This window comes from Paenibacillus sp. FSL K6-3182, from assembly GCF_037976325.1.
GTDB lineage: Bacteria > Bacillota > Bacilli > Paenibacillales > Paenibacillaceae > Pristimantibacillus.
In genome coordinates, this window is the sequence record NZ_CP150265.1 from 6,131,558 (window position 1) to 6,149,337 (window position 17,780).

Here is a 17,780-nt window from a genome sequence, read left to right on the forward strand (position 1 = left end):
TTTGCAAAATGTCTCCGGTTTTCCGGTCGAATATATTCATTATTAATATGCGGCCAACGCTCTTATTACTGGAACTTCGTGTTCAGCAGCAAATTGGCTAAGCTGAGCGACCAAATTTCCTTTGCCAAAAGATAAATACTTATGGCCTTCTTCCGCCTGCAGCTTGATCATGTGATCTAGAAACTGAATAATCATCTTCCGCCGGCCTTTAATTCCAGCATAACCGTTGTCATACAGCCATTGATCAATGGTATTGTAGACACCACGGTTCAGCCTATACATTTGCAAGCAGTAATGATGAAAGGCAAGATCTGGCCATTCATATAAACTGGAGCTCCTATCGTTCTTCATACGCATCCTCTCCACTTATAAACGGTTATCTTTGCTTGCGAGCAGCAGATGGCAGCTTCTCCACCTCGTAACGGCTGCGCTCCGTCCGATCAATTTGTACAATTTGACCATTATGAATCGTAATTTGAACGATGCCATATTGAACGCCTGCCAATTGATCCTGTATTCGCTTTAACCATTCATCAGCAACCTCAACCGTTCTGGACATATTCAACATCCTCTCCAAATTTATGAGTGTTTTCAAACTAAATTTATAAGTGCCATCAAACCAAATGCATGGTCACACGGGTTTCCAGAAATGCGATTAGCCGTTTAATCTACCTTAATCTCCAATAGACTCTCAGCCAAGGGACGACGCCCATTCGGAATTTCTTTATCGCGAAACTTTTCATCGAGCGTATCAAGTCCTCCACGATGACCGAGTGCAATGACGGCATGCAGTGCAATATGTTCGGGTACTTCTAAAATCTTGCGAGCTTCCGCTCGGTCGAATCCTCCAACAGCACGAGTCGATAGACCAAGCAGCCTCGCTTGCAGCGCCAAAGTTGCCCAAGCAGCTCCTGTATCGAAAGCATGCGACACATTCGGATTGCCATCTTGCTTAACCGCTTCAGAAGCTAGAAGCAGCAGCACAGGTGCGTGGTCTGTCCACAAGCGGTTGCCAGGCACGATGAACTTGCGGAACTGCTCATGCTCGGCTTCTTCCCTTGCCACATAAAATCTCCAAGGCTGCAGATTGCTCGACGATGGCGCCCATCTTGCAGCTTCCAAAACCGTATAAAGCTCTTCATCGCTCACAAGCTGCTCCGAGTAGGATCGTGGCGACCATCGATTCAGAATAAGCGGGTGTACAGGATAATCAGGGCTTCTTGCATCGGCAACCTCTTTACTGTATTGCTGCTCAAGTGACTGAGCATTAGCTCCAAAACCAACATGACTCACTATCCCCATCTCCTCTTCCTTAGAATAAAAAGAAGGCACACGACAACCGATTCGGCATTCGGTTGGCATGCGCCTCCAGTTTTCTAGCGAGCGCGACTTGCAATCAAATACAGCGAAACCATTGCCATGAATGACGATGCAAGTGTCATTATTCATTTCCGACTAATTCAATAGGATAAATTAAATTTAACATGATGTTTTCCATCCGTCAACACTTATCCGTCTAATTTCCACGACTCTTTTTTTCAAATTGGCGCCACGCTTTCACTGCTGCCAAGGTCAAGCTTGCTTCGCCACCTGTTATTAATCTCCCTGCACCAACTGGAAATTTTCACACTGAACTCGCTCATATATTACCTAAATCCTTAATTAACTAGATTCTTCGTATGAATTTCCCCATGATACGAAACTCCCTATACTAACTCGATTCTTCACACGGGATTTCCTCTCAATTGGTACGAGAATCCCTGCGCTAACTCAATTTTTTACGCGGGATTGACGCAAATGTTACCCAAACCATTTACTAAATCGATTCTTCACACGTAATTCCCTTCAATTGATACGAGAATCCCTATGCTAACGGGAATTTCTCCTGTTAATTCATCAAAAAGAGTTTAATTTAACTAATTACATGGAAATTCTCCCGTTAATTTTCTTCATATTCCTGAATTAGAGCTAATTTCGCCAAATTAACAGGAGGTTTTCCTGTTAATTGAGCATTTGACGTATAAACTGAGAAATTAACAGGAGTTTTTCCTGTTAGAAGATACGATTACTCAAAACACGATTAACCTCACATATACTCACTATCAAGCAGCTTTGCTCAATCAAAAAAGCCTCCCCACCCACTTAGAACGTGGATTAGGAAGCTTCTTTATCGTGCAATGAACCACCTACAACACCCTAAAAAGATCGTTCGCCAATGCCTCTGTCGTTAATTCTCTGTTTTCTTCATTCATTACGTAAAGCTTGATGCCTGGCAGCTCCTTTATCTTGTCAATTTCGGGATGGCTATCCAAGCAAATCGTGCCTATGATGAGATGCTGCGAGCTTGAAACCATGTCATAGACCATCTTCCGAAAAGGTACCGATAACATTTGCATGTAGCCAATTTCATCAATAACCGTTACCTTCTTCGTCTTCAAGGAATGTCTAATTGAAGTTAGAGCTAAATTCTCAAAAGCTTCTAATTCAACGCCATATCTTCCTATTCTTATGGAACTTGTACTATCTACACTTGCTAATCTTTCGCTTACTCCATCCAATGTTACGCAGTTAAATCCAATACGATCCGTTTCGCTCCGTATTTCTTCCGTATAAAATCCTCCAACATGCTCAGCGCCTATTCGGTTAATAAGCTGTACAATGGCAGTCGATTTGCCTACTCGCGGCTTCCCAGTCAACAAAAAACATGTTTCCATATCATTCCCTCATTCGGCGGTGCAGCATATTTTCTGCTAGGGCATATAACAAACCCACAACCGCAAATATTATAATAGAGCTATTTCTATTCAACTCGTATCCCGAGACAAAATTATCATATAAATAATGAAACATATATACGCCCACCAATCCACCAAACAGGATATAGATTGAAGCCTTAATCATTAGTGATTTCACCAGCTTATGAACAACCAAAGAGATGGGCAGCAATGTAATCGGATAAAAAAGGAAGGCGTAAACAACCATCAGCAAAACGAACGTCAGCCCGATATTACGGAGACCATAATATTCGGTTGTCATAATTTTGCTCCCCTCGAATAATTCCAAGACCACCGCTGCCGCAACAAACAATATAATCATAAAAATCCAAAGAAAAAAATGTTTGACTATCTCCAATTAAACACCGCCTTGTTTGCTTAGATAAGTATTAAACGTTTATTTAATTTACAATGTTTCACAATTGCCTTATCTGTTTTATTATTTTGATGCTTCGCTCCATTCACAAAAAAGCCCGCGCAGCGCACGGACTTCACAACGATCAGCCTTTATGGGACTAATATCATATTTTCACCTTCACTCTCCATTATCCTTCCTCCCTAAAATTGCTGTTCTATCGATTTCCACAGGTTCGATAACTTGGAATAAAAACCGTGTATCGTTTAAATAATCTCTTATATACGCCTGAGCATACGGCTGTTCTGCAATTAAACTGGCTGTTTCTCTTGGGTCTGAGGCATGATGGCAGTAATTCTCTATCATGAACATAACGAAAAAACATTCAAGCCTCTTAACATAATCCGTTTCCAGCTTTCTTACACTCTCGTAGCCTTGAATAAACAGCCAGCGATGCTTCGGATAAAGCTCTAATAGCGAGCCTGCCATATCGTACAGAAAATAACCAAAACCGCATCTGCCAAAATCAATGGGATACGGCAGATCCTCGTTAAAAACGATGTTGCCGCTATGCAAATCCGCATGAATGAGACCATAGTTATCGCCGCTTCGTTCCATTACAGCCAGTTCCGATATGATTTTCTCAGCCGCTGCTTGATACGATCTCCATGCCTCACCCGATAAAAAACATCCATAATACTGTTCCAGCTTAGCCATTTGACGACTAAAGCTCTCTGCTCCCCAAACAGGACGAACAAAATCAGAAGGCGGGACAAAATTTACAGCCGCTTTGTGAAGCCTCCCCATCATGACACCCATAAGATGAACCGTATGATCTGAAAACTCCCCGCTAGCGTGCTCGCCATCTACCCATCGCATCAGAGTAACATACGGACGACGATATCCCGCTTCCGTATCGATCTGCAAAACATAAGCGCCGCTGCAGCTTGCCAGCGCTTCTGGCAAATGCAAATCCTCCGATTTATTTAAGGCCTGAAGCAAAGTAACCTCAGAACGAATTTCCTCTATGCTGAGTCGATCCGAATGAATTCGAAGCAAATATTTTCCCGCTGTACCTGTCTCAATTTTATAGGTGATCGTGTCGGATAGCTGAACAAATCGAATGCTCACCCATTCCAAGTCATACTCTTGCAGTGCCGATAACACAACTTTCCTCGCTCGAGCTAGCAGTGATATCCTATTCTCATCTGTATCAAAACGAAAAAAATCAATCATATATTATCTCCTTCAACGGCTATAACCACCATTTCATTGTTCTTGTAATTATAATGGCTATCATGCCGTGAACCTAAGTAATAAACGTTTAGAAATCATTTAGTACACAAAATCACTCCATTATCTGCTCACCGATAACAGAGGTTTGTGATTCCATATTTGTCCGTTAATTATTCATCCATATTCATATAAAACTAACAAAAAAACGCCATTTCAGGAGCCGCCAACCCCATTCGGGGTAAGCAGTACTCCTTCTATTGACGTTTTCAATAAAACAAATGATGTTATGATAAATCAGCTTAATGCTTCGCCGCCATTTGCTTAAGCTCTGAAAGCAATTGATCAAGCTGAGCATATTCTTCTACCATCGTATGAATCTTCATGTCCTGTGTTTCCATGCTGGCATGAACCTCTTCAACAGAAGCCATATTTTGTTCCGTTGTAGCTGCGATATTGAGCATTTCACTCGACATGCTCGCATAACGCTCATGCAGTTCATTGGCAGAGCTGCCAACCGAATCGGAATGCCTTTTTACAAGCTCCGTATTCTCGTTTATCTGATCAATAAGCTTCTCAACCTGCAAAGATACATCTCTGCTCGTCGTCACTGCTGCTTGGCCGCTTTCTACTTGTGCGTGAACAGCACTGATTTGTGAACGAATACCCGTCAAAATTTCAGATATTTCATTCGTCGCCGCTCTCGCATTATCTGCAAGCTTGCGCACCTCGCCTGATACGACAGCAAAACCTCTGCCGTGCTCGCCTGCGCGAGCTGCTTCAATCGCAGCATTAAGTGCAAGCAGATTCGTCTGCTCAGCAATCGTACTAATCGTTTCTACAATTGAGCTTACACGATCATTTTGCTCATTGAGTTCAATCATCATGTCCACGGTATGTGTAATGATAGAGCGAACACTTTCTACCTCGGACGATAACACTGCCATTTTCTCCCGATTGTTCTCCGTCAAATCTGCATTAACCGTAGAAAATTGCTTCAGCTGCTCCGTACCTTCCAAAAGCGTTTTAACCGAAGTATCAATGACCTGCGAGGATTCACTAATGTTCATAATAGTCCCTGTCTGTTTCTCGATAGCAGCCGACATTTCGGAGAATGTTGCCGTTACCTCTTTCGATATTTCTCCAGTGGAACGAACCGTCAGCTGCTGGCTGCTGCTGAACTCCGTTAATACAATAATAGAAGAGTTTAGTTTAGCGAGCAGCGCCTCTGCCATATCCTTAGAAGCTAAAGCTTCCCGCTGCTTGTCTGTTACCTGCCGCTGCAATTTGCCGCTGAAGCCCGCTGAGAATGCGAGCGCAACCGTTGCAAATAAGAGATACAAAAATAAATAAACAAGCGATTCGTTTGGGAATAGCTTAGGCTGCAGCACAGGATCAAAGAATAAATATGTGCTTACTGCGGCTCCCAAAACACCTGTCAAAATAATTGGTCTATAGTCTGCGTAAAGAGTAATGATTGCGAGGTTTACATAAACTAAAAAGTATGTGCTCACAATAGGATTCGGATCCGATACGATTAATAAAGTAACGATAATGGTCAATATAAAGGGTACAAAAAATTTAATAGATTGTGTAAAAATGCCACGGTATGTCATGAAAGTAGCTGCACCGCACAAAAATATACCGACTCCCGCAAGAAGAAGAACCATCTTTGCATCAAGCCCAATAGCAAGATCTGTAACGATCCCGAGAGCAAGCAAGCTCCACAGGATTTTTATTAACAATCGATTCCGTTTGTCTAGTTCTGTTAATTCTTTTTTCATGACATTTCCGCCTTTTCTGAGTTAACTCATGTTTTCATACGTTTAAACGGTACGTCCAGTTCCTCCTGCACCGTTTGCAGCCAAAACCGCTTCTTGCGGATAGACGAGCCATTCATAACTATTTTTGTTGCGATACATCTTTTCCATATCGAACAATACGGGAATGACGTCATCTCCCTTATAGAACACCTTCTCTCCTACTTTTTCTAATGGTACTTGATATGAAATGCGAAGTGCCCTCATAAATTTTGGCTCAAGCAAAGAGACAAAATATTTCAGCTGCAGCTTCTCTGCTATGTAGACTGCCGACGAGAGCAAATCTGAGATATGCCTTCCTCTATAGGATCGGAGCAGTGCAATTTTGTCAATTTCAGCTACAGCGTCGCCTGCTTCAATAATTTTCGGATGCGTTTGAAACGGACCTGCATCGTTAATGGAGCTTGAAGTCAAGCAATAGGGCTTAATTTCAGACGTCCCTACATAATGTCCTTCCTCTGTCACAATGACGAATCTCTCAAGAGCGTGTTCAGAAAATTCAAGTTCAAAACCTTTCTCCATCCAGACGGTTGTCCAAATGCCGTTAAACATAGCCAGCTCCAGCTCATTCTCCACTCGTTTAAACATGATTTCTCTCCTCTATCTCTCTATTTTTGTGAGTTTCTACATAGGTGAAATAGGCAGGCAATTTTTTTATCGGAATAATTAACTCAATAATTAACCAATTTAAGAGAATAAATATATTATTTTAAAAAACTTTTCTAAAGCTTCTTCCAATTTTTCATCTTAATAAATATAAACGCCCTCCTTCTCAATCTTTTTATATAAATTATTCCATGCAATCGATTTACTCAACCGTTCATATCACATAATTCCTAGCAAGTAAGTGAGAAATCGAAACAAATCGTAGCATCGTCTCCCTTTAATTGTCAATAGTTTCCTTATTGTTTTGTTTCAAAACGTTTGTTTTCGTTTATATATAACTAAGAAATTCAAACAACGTTGATCAACTTGATCGACAAATACAAATCGAGGAGAGATGACAAATGTCACGAGAAAACTCTAGTAACGGCGTATTGATTGGCGCAATCGTAGGAGGTGCTATCGGTGCTATTTCAGCTCTGCTGTTCGCACCAAAAACAGGTGCAAACCTGCGGGAGGATCTCTCCAACAAGTTCAAGACGATTAGCGAAAAGACAAAGGAAATTGCCACTACGGTGGGAAATAATACAAAGGATTTAGCAGCTGCCGTCGGACAAAACACGAAGGATATAGCCACTAATATCAAAGAGGAAGCTGGCGACTTGGTAGATCACGCCAAAAAATCAAATCAGCATATTATGGATTCCATTTCCTCTGCTAAAGATGATGTCAAGGATGGACTTGCAACAACTGGGAGGTAATGAAATGAAAGACGAGCTTGAATCAACTACAAATTCAATGGCACCTACAGAAGAAGAGATGATTAAGCTTGGCGAGGATATGGAGAACATGGAAACCAATGCACAAGTCATTGAGAATGGCATGGTACCCGATCCGGTTCAATAACAATAAGGCTTATAACAAAAACCCCCTTTCCATCAAGATGGAAAGGGGGTTTTAATATATTAAAAAATAATAAAAGTGCTTTACATTCCAAATTCAGCACTATGATCTGCGAGCAGTACCTTCAGCTTCTCAATCGCCCGCTTTTGTATGCGAGAAACGCTCATCTGCGATACGCCAAGCTGATCGGCTATATCACGCTGAGATTGACCATTATGATAAGCAAGAATGAGTACCTTCTTCTCCTCTGCTTTCAGTTGATCCATCGCCTCCTCCAAGTCTAGACGATTATCAACATTCTGATAATCGTCCTTGTCTGAGCCAATTAGATCGCCTATAGTAGCAGCGCTTTCCCCTTCGCTTGATAATGGAGTATCAAGCGATACATAATGATAGGATTCGCGGCAAGAGAGTATCTCTATCGTTTCTTCCACCGAAAGACCCAAATGAACCGCAATTTCTTCCATTTTGGGCGAGTGGCCGAGCTCGACGGTTAAGTGATCGATGGCTTGCTGAATCAGCAAGCCTTTTTCTTTAATCCGTCTCGGCACCTGGATATACCAAGACTTGTCTCGCAAATAGTTTTTCAAATGCCCGATAATGCTCTTCATTGCATATCCCTCAAACGGGATTTCACGCGAGCTGTCATACTGCCTAAATAAACGCAGCATAGACAACTGACCGACTTGGTATAAATCCTCATAAAGATCTGGTCTGCTTCGCGACATCTTTGCAGCTGCCATCTTCACAATGGGCTCAAAATGCTGCAGCAATACGGTTGCAACTTCATTACAATTCGATTGCTGATATAATTTTATTTTTTCAATCATATGTTCTGGATCCAGGAAGGATGAATTTGCGTTCATGCCATCTCCTCTTTCCTACCAAATAGCTTGGTCAAAATTACCTCGGTGCCTCTCTCAGAAAACACTTCCACTTTATCCATCAATGCATGCATCATAAACAGCCCAAGTCCGCCAGCCGTTACTTCACTTAATTCTTTATTGTGCAGAGACTCGGTTTTGCTTGCGGATGGCTCATATTTAAAGCTCGTACCCTCGTCCTTAATGCGAATAGAAAGCCCTTCTTCCTCAAGCTCAAAGCTAATATCCACTACACCAGGCTGGCTATTGCTGTACGCATGGAGTACAACATTCGTACAAGCCTCGGTTACAGCAACCTTCATATCTTCAATTTCCTCATAGGAGAAACCTGCTTTGTTCGCAACGCCAAATAATGTAAGTCTAACAATATCAACAAATTCTGCTCTCGCCGGAATCGATAAACGAATGAATGAGTTCATAGTCGCTTCTGTCCTCTCTTCTATGTTCCTATTATAGCTTATATTTTCTTAACTTTATTCCATATCCTTATTGTGGAAATCGCACCATCATATATCGTACTTATTAAGCTAGGTTCTGACGCTGGTTTCTTCTTGCCTTCACCTTTTATGGAAGCAACTACGCTTGCTGCCGATTCCTTAGCCGCTCCAGTAAATGAGTGCAAGGCGTGACCAAGATCATTGACGGATGCGAACAACACATCGAGCGAGCTTAGCTTCGTTCGTACATCAAGTGTCATTGCATTCGTATTATGAATAGCCTCCTTCACCTCAACACTAATTTGCGTCACTTCGGTTCGCAGCGAGCCAACGGTTTGCCTCATTTCATCAAGCGCACCTCGCAATACTTTCAACGTTTGAATTAGTGAATACAAGAGAACAAGAAAAGCAATCGCTATAACCGCAATACTGATTTGCATAAGTAGATCCATCGGTCATCACTTCCTTTTTTTCATTACATACCCGCTATTTCATTCTTTGAAACAAAATGTGGTTTTTCTCATATAAGAGGCAGGAATATTCTATACTCCCTTTCATGCTATAATAAAGAGAGACTGTTACTAGAATTCTTTCATATAAAGGAGTTTATTCTATTGGGTAATTTACGTTTCAAAATCCGCTCAAAGATTTTACTCGGCTATTTTCTGATCATACTCTGCTTGGGCGTTTCCATCCTTGTCGTCAGCGAGAGAATATCATCCTTGCAAACAGAAATCGAGTCAATTACAAGTCGAGACATCGAAGTGCATAATTTGATTACCAGTATTCGCTATAATGTCGTAAGCATGGAGACTAGCCAGCGTGGTTATGTGATTACGGGCAACGACCTTTATTTGGAGCCCTATATTCGTGGAAAAAGCGAATGGGAAGCCAACTATAACGCACTGTACCAGTATTTGTCCGATAATCCAACTACTCTCAAAAGTATGGAAGAAATAAAACTGACCATACAAAATTGGATCGAAATTGCCGGTGAGCCTACTTTAACCATGCGCAAAAATAACGATACGCAAGGTATTATTGATTTCTATAATGACGATATTGGAAAAGACCAAATTGATTCTCTTCGGATACAGTTAGAAACCTTGCGACAGAATGAAATCACTTCAACTAAAGAGCATATTGCTGAATTGGAAAATAGAAATGACATACTCATTATTAGCTTGTATCTCATGCTGCTTATTGTGTCAGTTATTGCTTTCATCATCGTTTCATTTGTTTCCGGCGCAATCGTCAAAACGATCCAACAGGTTGTGAAGACGATAAACGATATCGCATCCTCCGGAGGGGATTTATCCACTCGTATTAAAGTAAATACAAGAGATGAAATTAAAGATCTCGCTGAAGCTACCAATAGTTTGCTTGATAATATAAACGACCAAGATTGGATCAAAACAAAAGTTGCCGAGGTGGCAACGATGAATCAAGGCATTAATGATACCTCAACGCTAGCAGATTCGTTTCTCACGAAGCTTGCTCCAATTCTAGGTGCAGCCTATGGCTTATTTTATCTCCGCCAAGGTGCAGGCGAGCAGCAGAGACTTGTGAAAATGGCTTCCTATGCAGCCCATGGCGATCAGTCAGGACTAGAAAGCTTCCGATTGGGCGAAGGCCTTATCGGTCAAGCGGCAGTGGAGAAACGTACGTTTTTGTTGAACACGGCTCCAGAGCATCGAATTAATTTAACCTCGGGTCTTGGAACGCTTCAGCCTAAGAGCATCCTAATCGTGCCTTTCGAGTATGAAGGCAAAGTAGTAGCTGTCGTTGAATTTGCTTCCACCGAGTCGTTCACTTCTCAGCACTTAAAGCTGCTTGAGCAAATCGATACTCATTTTGGCGTTGCGATTAACAGCGTTGTTGGCCGAATGGAAATCGAGAGGCTGCTTAGCGAATCGCAAGTGATGACGGAGGAGCTTCAAACGCAAACCGAGGAGCTGCAGACACAGTCTGAAGAGCTTCAGATGCAGCAAGAGGAAATGCGCATGACTACCGAGCATTTAGAGGAACAGAATCTATTTGCCGAACAGAAAACAAAGGAATTGGAAAAAGCAAAAGAAGAGCTCGAGGCCTATTCGGAGCAGCTTAAACAAAGCTCGCAGTACAAATCCAATTTCTTGGCTAATATGTCGCATGAGCTTCGTACTCCATTAAACAGCATCTTAATTCTCTCTCAGCTCCTTGCGGAAAATGAGAACCATACGCTTAATTCGGATGAAGAAGGGTATGCTAAAGTCATTAATACATCCGGTAAAGATCTATTAACACTAATAGATGACATTCTTGATTTGTCTAAAGTCGAGGCCGGAAAACTCATCTTGACGATGGATGAAGTAAACGTAAGTGAAATTCCTGAACATATGAAGCTGCTATTCCAACCTGTCGCTGAGCAGAAAGAAATAGCTTTCCATATTAACGTCAATGCTAATGTCCCTCAATTGCTTTATACAGATGGTCAGCGGCTGCAGCAAATTTTGAAAAATCTACTGTCCAATGCTTTTAAATTTACGGAAAAAGGATCAGTTACTCTCGACATCCAAAAGGCTGGCTCGCATGAAGTACAAAAACTTGTACCAGCACATATAAATAAAGACGTTTTGGCCATATCTGTAACCGACACCGGAATAGGCATTCCACTGGATAAACAGCAGCTAATATTTGAAGCGTTCCAGCAGGTCGATGGCGAAACGAATCGTCAATATGGCGGAACAGGTTTAGGTTTATCCATTTGCAATGAATTTACTAAGCTTCTGGGCGGCAGTATCGTCCTTGAAAGCTCGCCAAAAAAAGGGAGTACTTTTACTCTCTACGTACCAAGTTTGCCTGATATGGAGAAAGAACAGCTTGTATCCCTTAATCAAGAGGTTGCAGCAGCTTCAGAAACTGTGGTCATCGATGCCTCACCTGATATTGCCGATGATCATAGCATTTCTGACTTATCAGAAGATGAATGCACTCTATTTAAAGGGAAAAAGGTACTGCTCGTCGAGGATGATTCCCGTAATGTATTCGCTCTCGTCAAAGCGCTTGAGAACAAAGCATTTAACGTAACCGTGGCAAGCAATGGTAGACAATGCTTGGACATTATAAAAGAACAATCCGACTTCGATATTGTGCTCATGGACATTATGATGCCAATTATGGATGGATTTGAAACGATGAAAATCATACGTCAGGATACCGAAATGAAGGATACGCCAATTATTGCGCTTACGGCGAAAGCGATGAAAAGCGATCGCGACAAATGTTTAGAAGCCGGTGCTTCCGATTATATTAGCAAACCTCTAAATATGGACCAGCTTTTCTCGCTCATGCGGGTATGGTTGACGAAGCAGGTGGGCAATTGACCAGTCAAGGAAATGAAGAAGCTGTAGATTATAATGAATTAACGCTCGATGATCTGGAACGAATCGAAATCGATTTGTTATTGGACGGCATTTACCGCGTCTATGGTTATGACTTCCGCAATTACTTGCGTTCATCGCTTCGCAGACGCATTACGCATCGAATGAATCTTGAAGGCTTGCCCACGATCACCTCTCTCCTTGAAAAGGTGCTCCATGAGCCTGGATTTATTCATATATTGCTTAATGATTTCTCCATACGGGTAACGGAAATGTTCCGTGATCCAAATTTCTTTGCTGCGTTCCGCAAGGATGTTATTCCTTTTCTTAGGAACCTTCCTGAAATTCGCATTTGGCATGCGGGCTGTGCGACTGGAGAAGAGGTTTATTCGATGGCTATCCTGCTCCAGGAGGAGGGCTTGCTGGATAAAGCGAAGATTTATGCGACGGATATGAATGAGCATGTTATCGAGAGTGCAAAACAAGGGAAGTTCCCGCTCAAACGAATGCAAGGATTCACCAAAAATTACTTGCAGGCTGGCGGTACAAAAGAATTTTCCTCTTATTATACGACTGATTATGAGCATGCCTTATTCCATCCATATATCAAAGAAAATATGATGTTTGCCCAGCATAACTTGGCAACGGATCGTTCTTTCAATGAGTTTCATGTTATTTTGTGCCGGAACGTTCTCATTTATTTTGACCCGGATCTGCAAAGCCGTGTTCATACTTTGTTTTTTGAAAGCCTCGCTCTACAAGGCTTCTTGGCACTAGGCAATATGGAATCACTAATCTCGGTTCATAAAATCAAATACGAGGATTTTAATCAGTCAGAACGAATTTTCCGCAAAATAAGTAATTAGCTAAAGCTGCTTCAGCTCACGAAACAAATAAGAGCCAAAATCCTTTCCTAAGGATTTTGGCTCTTTCCGTTTTAACGTATGGATGATTTCGTTTGTCTCCTAACGGTTAATCGAAACCGAACCTGCTGCTTTAATCGAGGCGCTAATCGTTAATTTTTTCGCTAGGTATTGCAGCTCCTCCGCCGTTCCCTCGAATGGCTTGAGAGCAAGGCATAATTGCAATAAAGCAGCTTTTGCTGCCTCTTCTGCGAGATATGCATCTTGCAAAATAAAGTGAGCAACCTGATAGGCGTATGGCTCAACTCCTTTTAATTGCTGGAGCTTGCAAGGTGTTAGAATGGCTCTGCTCATAACATTTCCTCATCAATTTATTTTTCCGACAATTTCCATATTGTTTAAATGTAAATTCTCCTTTAATTCTTCTGGTGTTTGCTTGCCATTGCCGGTTTCAACAACACGGCCAGTGTAGAGCAACTCCCCTGTTGCAAGATCGAGCACAGATGCTCCGGCAACATCTGCATGTTGAGTCATAACGTATACACGATTTGATTTAATCATCAGAAATTTGATCTCGTCTACGTTCAACTGCTCTACGGATAATTTGGCATAAGCTTGCTCGAATTTATTAGTTGATAAATGATACCGCGATAAGGTGATGTGTTCAGGTTCACTTTTTGCTACATAATACTCATCGCCTTGCAGGCTCGTCCACGCTTCCTTAATCTCTAAATTAGTCAATTCAGTCATTAAGCCCGTACGGTAGGAATAAGCAAAATATTTCTCGCTTAGCGTTTCTGGCACCTTGTTCGCTTCTCGATCTTCTTGGCTAATTTTCTCTTCCCTTACAATAAAGATTATTTTCTCGAAAGGAGAACTGTATTGGCCACTTGAATCCCCCATATGCCCAATTTGGATTTGAACATCTTTTTTATTACTTGTGGACTTGATGCCCAGTGACTCGATGTTCGTATTACGCAGCAGCTTCCCGCTTTTCATATCGATGACAAATATCTCGTACCTGCTGCTCTCGTTGTCGTAATCATATGTACTGACGAGCAAATGAATCTCTTCATCTACCTTTTGAACATCCACTAAATTCATATAATTATTGCTGAAATTGTTCACTCTTGTCGTTTTCACAGCTTTCGGCAGCTCATAAGTCACTTTAAGCTTCGATACTTTGTCTGTTGATTCTTCAAGCAGCTGCAGCTGAAATACCGCCATTGCGGCTTCTGAGCCCTTTTTTTCTGCTTTAACTTCTGCATAGACAACCCACTCCTCGTCTCTGTAAAAGCCTTGTGCATTAAGTTTACCCCGCATAAATGACTTATGATCTTTTATCATTTGCTTAATGTCAGGCTGCTTATAGAACCATGAGTCTCCGCTAAGCACATTTTTACGCATATTTTCGTTCGACCTGTAATATTCGCTTCCTTTGAAATTAATATTTAGAGCTTCGGAGCGTCTCTCTAAATATTGAGAGCCTGATAATTCGATAACAGCGCCTTCCTTGGCATCGCCTTGTATCGTTTCCAGCTTATAATCAGGCAAGAAATCTAATCTGCCATATGAATAATAAGTGGCTATTCCGCTTACACCGAGCACAACCATTAAGATCGATAACCAATAACGTCTCATGAACATTCTCCTTACACCGTAATCTTTTTGGCCATCAGCCGCATGCCGAGCCACACCGAAATGCCGAGCACAAGAATGCACAAGGTTAGCCCAAGCGCAAATATTTCATAGGGATATAAATAACTATAGTACTGATCCATATACAAAAATAAAAATGGAGCTGCCACAACGAACACACAACCGGCCAAATAAAGCACGCCATACAAAATGCCTAAACGGCGATAGCTTCGCTCCAGCAAAATGGCAGTAAACACAGCGACTACAACGATGGCTCCAAAGCCGTATAAATAAACAAACTGTTCAAACTGCTGCGGAATAAGCCATACAAGTGCTTGATTGCTGATGATCGCTTCAACGATATGGGAGTCTATTCGCTGATCAGCCGGAACGATGAGGTTGAATACGATATGCTGAATCGGGAGCAATAGTAATTGAAACGAAATAAACGCAAGAACGAACAGGAGAAATGCCGATATTTTGGCTAAATAAAGATTCCTTCTAGCCGTTGGCAGCATTAGCAATCGATATACAAAAGTAGAACGGCCAAACCAATCACGGTACCAGATAACAAAAACATATAAGGCAAGTACACCTATACAAAGGAACATCGGCAAAATATAACCCATCTGCGAGCTGAAAATGGCCCATTCAAACGATAAATATTGAGGAGAAAAACCACCCAGGAGACTTTTGTCTACAGTCTCTAACAACAGCTTTTCTCGAAATGACAATTCTTTGGTCGTCGCCCAAATGAGCGAAGCAAATTGGGTAATCGCAACAATGGCCATTAGAATAGCGAGCACCCAGCGGAAACGATGTACTTCCATATGAACAAGCTTCAAATAACGGTTCATCCTCGGTACACCTCCCTCATCACATCAATGACTGATTTCCCTTGCTCGCTGCGCATTTCTTCGCAGTAGAACTCTCGGTTAATTTTTCCGTTCTGCAATAAAATAGCTTTATCAATGAGCTGCTCCATCTCTCCGATTTCATGCGTTGTGAGCAAAACGCCACGCCCCTCAATCAATTCACTCGTAAACACGTCCACTATCGTTTCTCTGCTGAACAAGTCAATGCCGGAAAACGGTTCGTCCATTAAGATATAATCAGCATCTTGTCCTAATCCCAGCATGAGATTGAATTTAGCAGCAGTTCCTTTCGACAGGTTCCCGATTTTTTCCGAATACTCCAGCTTAAAAAACTGCATGAGCTCACTTGCGCGTTTTGGATTCCAGCTTTCATAAAAGTCAGCCATAAACCTGATCGCTTCGGATATTTTCATGCTGGTTGGCATCGTCAAATGATCGGGCACGAACGCTATTTTCTCATACAAGCTTGGACTTAAAAGTTGTTCATCAATAAGGATCGAGCCTGCCGGTATTGGAGTCAGTCCCATGATTGCCTTCAGAATCGTTGACTTACCGGCTCCATTCACGCCGATAAGGCAAGCGATTTCTCCCTTTTGCACGGTAAAAGAAACGCCACTCAGAACATCGCGGCGTCGATACCGCTTATGTATATCTTTTACCTCAATCATGCTCCGGCTCACCTTCCTCATATTTGTTTTTAACCAGCTGCAGCAGCTCTTCGATAGGTACATCAATTTTGCGCACCGACGCCACAAAAGCACCTACCGCCTCGCCAATAAGCTCCGATCTTATTTGATTCAGCAGTTCTTTATCATTCGTAATTCGGCTAGGTGAGTTTCCTTCCGTAATAATCAATTGCTGCTCCTCCATTTCCTTATACGCTTTCTGTACCGTATTGGGATTAATTTTCATAAGCGTGCCCAGCTCCCTTCTGGAGGGAGTTTCCTGGCCAGCGGCAAGCTTGCCCGTTGCGATTCGTTCTTTAAAATGACGGACCACCTGCAAATAAACAGGGTCCCGATTATTGAACGCAACTTCCGTCCAGCCTTCGATCGTGTTCATAGTCATACCTCACATTCATCGCAAATGTGTATTACGCGCGTAATACACTTCATAAGCGTATTATGCATGTAATACACTTGGAAGTCAATGGGAAATTATCCAGCAGTTCTAGATCAGAATCAAAAAAAAAAAGCGGTGCAGGAAATATTCCTGCACCGCTTTTTTTATGTTTTTGTAACCTTAATCACACTAATCCTCTGCTGCATCCAAATATTTGGTTAGGACAACTTCCGTTCCATTCTCCAATGGATGGACCTCTACCTCGTCCATCAGCGCCTGCATTAAATAAATGCCCAGGCCTCCAACCCGAAGCCCGCTAACGTCGGCGTCAGGGAGAGGCGCTGCTTTATCGAGTGCATCCGATAAAGGGAAAGCTGATCCACTGTTCTTTACTTTGATCGTTAATCCGGTTTCAGTTGGTTCAAAGGAAACGTCGATAACCTCTTGCTCGGAGTTCTGAACGCCATGAATAACTGCGTTGTTGCAGGCTTCAGAAACAGCCACCTTCATATCTTCCATTTCTTCATATGCATAACTCATCTTTGAGGCAATTCCGAATAGACAGATTCTGACCAGATCGATATAGTCCGCATGGGCCGGTATTTGTAAACGAATGGCATTCATGCTTGGGCCTCTGTCCCTTCTATTAAATATCTTGAAATGCCTGTGATGTCAAACAGACGCTTAACCGCGGAAGGAATATCCCGCACGAAAAACGGTGCTTTTAGCTCATCACGAAGTTTTAGCACCGAAACGATAATGCCGATTCCGGTACTGTCGATATATTTTAAATGTTTAAGATTTAGAATCAATGCTTTATCTTCGCGGTTCATAACCGGCTCCAGAGCTGCCCGCAGCTGCGGCACTACAGATAAGTCCAACTCTCCGCTTACATGAAGAATAATTTGATTTTGTGTCTCTTCTTGCTTGACTTGAAATTGCTCAGCTTTCATTCCATTCACTCCGCTCAC

The 17,780-nt window shown here is 42.1% G+C and carries 22 protein-coding genes; 4 read left to right on the top strand and 18 right to left on the bottom strand.

Going from position 1 to position 17,780, the window contains the following annotated elements; translation table 11 throughout:
* Nucleotides 1-42 precede the first annotated feature (42 nt).
* From MHH56_RS26950 to MHH56_RS26985, 8 genes are all read right to left on the bottom strand, one after another.
* A complete protein-coding gene (locus MHH56_RS26950; protein WP_339204725.1) occupies nt 43-351 on the bottom strand; it encodes a hypothetical protein in 309 nt (102 codons plus the stop codon).
* 25 nt (nt 352-376) lie between these two features.
* A complete protein-coding gene (locus MHH56_RS26955; protein ID WP_076269036.1) occupies nt 377-559 on the bottom strand; it encodes a YezD family protein in 183 nt (60 codons plus the stop codon).
* Nucleotides 560-663: 104 nt separating this feature from the next.
* A complete protein-coding gene (locus MHH56_RS26960) occupies nt 664-1,449 on the bottom strand; it encodes a nitroreductase family protein (protein WP_339204726.1) in 786 nt (261 codons plus the stop codon).
* Nucleotides 1,450-2,186: 737 nt separating this feature from the next.
* Nucleotides 2,187-2,714 (bottom strand): nucleoside-triphosphatase, encoded by a 528-nt coding sequence (locus MHH56_RS26965; protein WP_339204727.1) that lies wholly within the window; start codon nt 2,712-2,714, stop codon nt 2,187-2,189.
* A gap of 1 nt (nt 2,715) precedes the next feature.
* Nucleotides 2,716-3,132: a hypothetical protein gene (locus MHH56_RS26970; RefSeq protein ID WP_076269040.1), complete on the bottom strand. Its 417-nt coding sequence runs from the start codon at nt 3,130-3,132 to the stop codon at nt 2,716-2,718.
* Between the two features lie 177 nt (nt 3,133-3,309).
* Nucleotides 3,310-4,365 carry a phosphotransferase gene (locus tag MHH56_RS26975; protein WP_339204728.1) on the bottom strand — a complete coding sequence of 352 codons (1,056 nt, stop codon included), beginning with the start codon at nt 4,363-4,365 and terminating at the stop codon, nt 3,310-3,312.
* A 299-nt stretch (nt 4,366-4,664) separates the two neighbouring features.
* Nucleotides 4,665-6,146, bottom strand: a complete 1,482-nt coding sequence (locus tag MHH56_RS26980) for a methyl-accepting chemotaxis protein (protein WP_076269042.1) — start codon at nt 6,144-6,146, stop codon at nt 4,665-4,667.
* Between the two features lie 42 nt (nt 6,147-6,188).
* A complete protein-coding gene (locus MHH56_RS26985; RefSeq protein WP_339204729.1) occupies nt 6,189-6,770 on the bottom strand; it encodes a hypothetical protein in 582 nt (193 codons plus the stop codon).
* A 419-nt stretch (nt 6,771-7,189) separates the two neighbouring features.
* On the opposite strand from MHH56_RS26985, the gene MHH56_RS26990 reads away from it, so the two are divergent.
* Both MHH56_RS26990 and MHH56_RS26995 read left to right on the top strand, forming a co-directional pair.
* Nucleotides 7,190-7,546 (top strand): YtxH domain-containing protein, encoded by a 357-nt coding sequence (locus MHH56_RS26990; protein WP_339204730.1) that lies wholly within the window; start codon nt 7,190-7,192, stop codon nt 7,544-7,546.
* A 4-nt stretch (nt 7,547-7,550) separates the two neighbouring features.
* Entirely contained in the window at nt 7,551-7,691 is a 141-nt protein-coding gene (locus tag MHH56_RS26995; protein WP_339204731.1) for a hypothetical protein, read from the top strand.
* Nucleotides 7,692-7,771: 80 nt separating this feature from the next.
* Here MHH56_RS26995 and MHH56_RS27000 read toward each other — a convergent pair whose 3' ends face one another.
* From MHH56_RS27000 to MHH56_RS27010, 3 genes are read right to left on the bottom strand one after another with little or no spacing between them, the layout of a single operon-like run.
* Entirely contained in the window at nt 7,772-8,554 is a 783-nt protein-coding gene (locus tag MHH56_RS27000) for a sigma-70 family RNA polymerase sigma factor (RefSeq protein ID WP_339204732.1), read from the bottom strand.
* Nucleotides 8,551-8,991: an anti-sigma B factor RsbW gene (gene rsbW, locus MHH56_RS27005; protein ID WP_339204733.1), complete on the bottom strand. Its 441-nt coding sequence runs from the start codon at nt 8,989-8,991 to the stop codon at nt 8,551-8,553. The genes MHH56_RS27000 and rsbW (MHH56_RS27005) overlap by 4 nt, the downstream gene beginning before the upstream one ends.
* Before the next feature lie 38 nt (nt 8,992-9,029).
* Nucleotides 9,030-9,461, bottom strand: coding sequence for a DUF948 domain-containing protein (locus MHH56_RS27010; RefSeq protein ID WP_076269047.1), 432 nt, complete (start codon nt 9,459-9,461; stop codon nt 9,030-9,032).
* Nucleotides 9,462-9,623: 162 nt separating this feature from the next.
* Here MHH56_RS27010 and MHH56_RS27015 point away from each other — a divergent pair, with 162 nt between their 5' ends.
* Nucleotides 9,624-12,374 carry a response regulator gene (locus MHH56_RS27015; protein WP_339204734.1) on the top strand — a complete coding sequence of 917 codons (2,751 nt, stop codon included), beginning with the start codon at nt 9,624-9,626 and terminating at the stop codon, nt 12,372-12,374.
* Nucleotides 12,371-13,237 carry a protein-glutamate O-methyltransferase CheR gene (locus tag MHH56_RS27020; protein WP_339204735.1) on the top strand — a complete coding sequence of 289 codons (867 nt, stop codon included), beginning with the start codon at nt 12,371-12,373 and terminating at the stop codon, nt 13,235-13,237. Before MHH56_RS27015 ends, MHH56_RS27020 begins: the two co-directional genes overlap by 4 nt.
* Nucleotides 13,238-13,336: 99 nt before the next feature.
* Here MHH56_RS27020 and MHH56_RS27025 read toward each other — a convergent pair whose 3' ends face one another.
* The 7 genes from MHH56_RS27025 to MHH56_RS27055 form a co-directional block, all read right to left on the bottom strand.
* On the bottom strand, nt 13,337-13,588 hold the full coding sequence (locus MHH56_RS27025; RefSeq protein WP_339204736.1) for a hypothetical protein: 252 nt from the start codon (nt 13,586-13,588) through the stop codon (nt 13,337-13,339).
* Between the two features lie 12 nt (nt 13,589-13,600).
* A complete protein-coding gene (locus tag MHH56_RS27030; protein WP_339204737.1) occupies nt 13,601-14,875 on the bottom strand; it encodes a hypothetical protein in 1,275 nt (424 codons plus the stop codon).
* An 11-nt stretch (nt 14,876-14,886) separates the two neighbouring features.
* Nucleotides 14,887-15,729 (bottom strand): hypothetical protein, encoded by an 843-nt coding sequence (locus MHH56_RS27035; protein WP_339204738.1) that lies wholly within the window; start codon nt 15,727-15,729, stop codon nt 14,887-14,889.
* Nucleotides 15,726-16,415 (bottom strand): ABC transporter ATP-binding protein, encoded by a 690-nt coding sequence (locus MHH56_RS27040; RefSeq protein ID WP_339204739.1) that lies wholly within the window; start codon nt 16,413-16,415, stop codon nt 15,726-15,728. The genes MHH56_RS27035 and MHH56_RS27040 overlap by 4 nt, the downstream gene beginning before the upstream one ends.
* The gene (locus MHH56_RS27045) at nt 16,408-16,809 is read right to left on the bottom strand and encodes a GntR family transcriptional regulator (RefSeq protein ID WP_076269054.1); all 402 of its coding nucleotides are present in this window, start codon (nt 16,807-16,809) and stop codon (nt 16,408-16,410) included. The genes MHH56_RS27040 and MHH56_RS27045 overlap by 8 nt, the downstream gene beginning before the upstream one ends.
* Nucleotides 16,810-16,998: 189 nt before the next feature.
* Nucleotides 16,999-17,433: an anti-sigma B factor RsbW gene (rsbW, locus tag MHH56_RS27050; RefSeq protein WP_339204740.1), complete on the bottom strand. Its 435-nt coding sequence runs from the start codon at nt 17,431-17,433 to the stop codon at nt 16,999-17,001.
* Nucleotides 17,430-17,780 carry an STAS domain-containing protein gene (locus tag MHH56_RS27055; RefSeq protein WP_339204741.1) on the bottom strand — a complete coding sequence of 117 codons (351 nt, stop codon included), beginning with the start codon at nt 17,778-17,780 and terminating at the stop codon, nt 17,430-17,432. The genes rsbW (MHH56_RS27050) and MHH56_RS27055 overlap by 4 nt, the downstream gene beginning before the upstream one ends.

Bases quoted from the DNA above. Each gene is read 5' to 3' on its own strand.
- MHH56_RS26950 (WP_339204725.1), bottom strand. From the start codon at position 351: ATGAAGAACGATAGGAGCTCCAGTTTATATGAATGGCCAGATCTTGCC.
- MHH56_RS26955 (WP_076269036.1), bottom strand. From the start codon at position 559: ATGTCCAGAACGGTTGAGGTTGCTGATGAATGGTTAAAGCGAATACAG.
- MHH56_RS26960 (WP_339204726.1), bottom strand. From the start codon at position 1,449: ATGAATAATGACACTTGCATCGTCATTCATGGCAATGGTTTCGCTGTA.
- MHH56_RS26965 (WP_339204727.1), bottom strand. From the start codon at position 2,714: ATGGAAACATGTTTTTTGTTGACTGGGAAGCCGCGAGTAGGCAAATCG.
- MHH56_RS26975 (WP_339204728.1), bottom strand. From the start codon at position 4,365: ATGATTGATTTTTTTCGTTTTGATACAGATGAGAATAGGATATCACTG.
- MHH56_RS26980 (WP_076269042.1), bottom strand. From the start codon at position 6,146: ATGAAAAAAGAATTAACAGAACTAGACAAACGGAATCGATTGTTAATA.
- MHH56_RS26985 (WP_339204729.1), bottom strand. From the start codon at position 6,770: ATGTTTAAACGAGTGGAGAATGAGCTGGAGCTGGCTATGTTTAACGGC.
- MHH56_RS26990 (WP_339204730.1), top strand. From the start codon at position 7,190: ATGTCACGAGAAAACTCTAGTAACGGCGTATTGATTGGCGCAATCGTA.
- MHH56_RS26995 (WP_339204731.1), top strand. From the start codon at position 7,551: ATGAAAGACGAGCTTGAATCAACTACAAATTCAATGGCACCTACAGAA.
- MHH56_RS27000 (WP_339204732.1), bottom strand. From the start codon at position 8,554: ATGAACGCAAATTCATCCTTCCTGGATCCAGAACATATGATTGAAAAA.
- rsbW (WP_339204733.1), bottom strand. From the start codon at position 8,991: ATGAACTCATTCATTCGTTTATCGATTCCGGCGAGAGCAGAATTTGTT.
- MHH56_RS27010 (WP_076269047.1), bottom strand. From the start codon at position 9,461: ATGGATCTACTTATGCAAATCAGTATTGCGGTTATAGCGATTGCTTTT.
- MHH56_RS27025 (WP_339204736.1), bottom strand. From the start codon at position 13,588: ATGAGCAGAGCCATTCTAACACCTTGCAAGCTCCAGCAATTAAAAGGA.
- MHH56_RS27030 (WP_339204737.1), bottom strand. From the start codon at position 14,875: ATGAGACGTTATTGGTTATCGATCTTAATGGTTGTGCTCGGTGTAAGC.
- MHH56_RS27035 (WP_339204738.1), bottom strand. From the start codon at position 15,729: ATGAACCGTTATTTGAAGCTTGTTCATATGGAAGTACATCGTTTCCGC.
- MHH56_RS27040 (WP_339204739.1), bottom strand. From the start codon at position 16,415: ATGATTGAGGTAAAAGATATACATAAGCGGTATCGACGCCGCGATGTT.
- MHH56_RS27045 (WP_076269054.1), bottom strand. From the start codon at position 16,809: ATGAACACGATCGAAGGCTGGACGGAAGTTGCGTTCAATAATCGGGAC.
- rsbW (WP_339204740.1), bottom strand. From the start codon at position 17,433: ATGAATGCCATTCGTTTACAAATACCGGCCCATGCGGACTATATCGAT.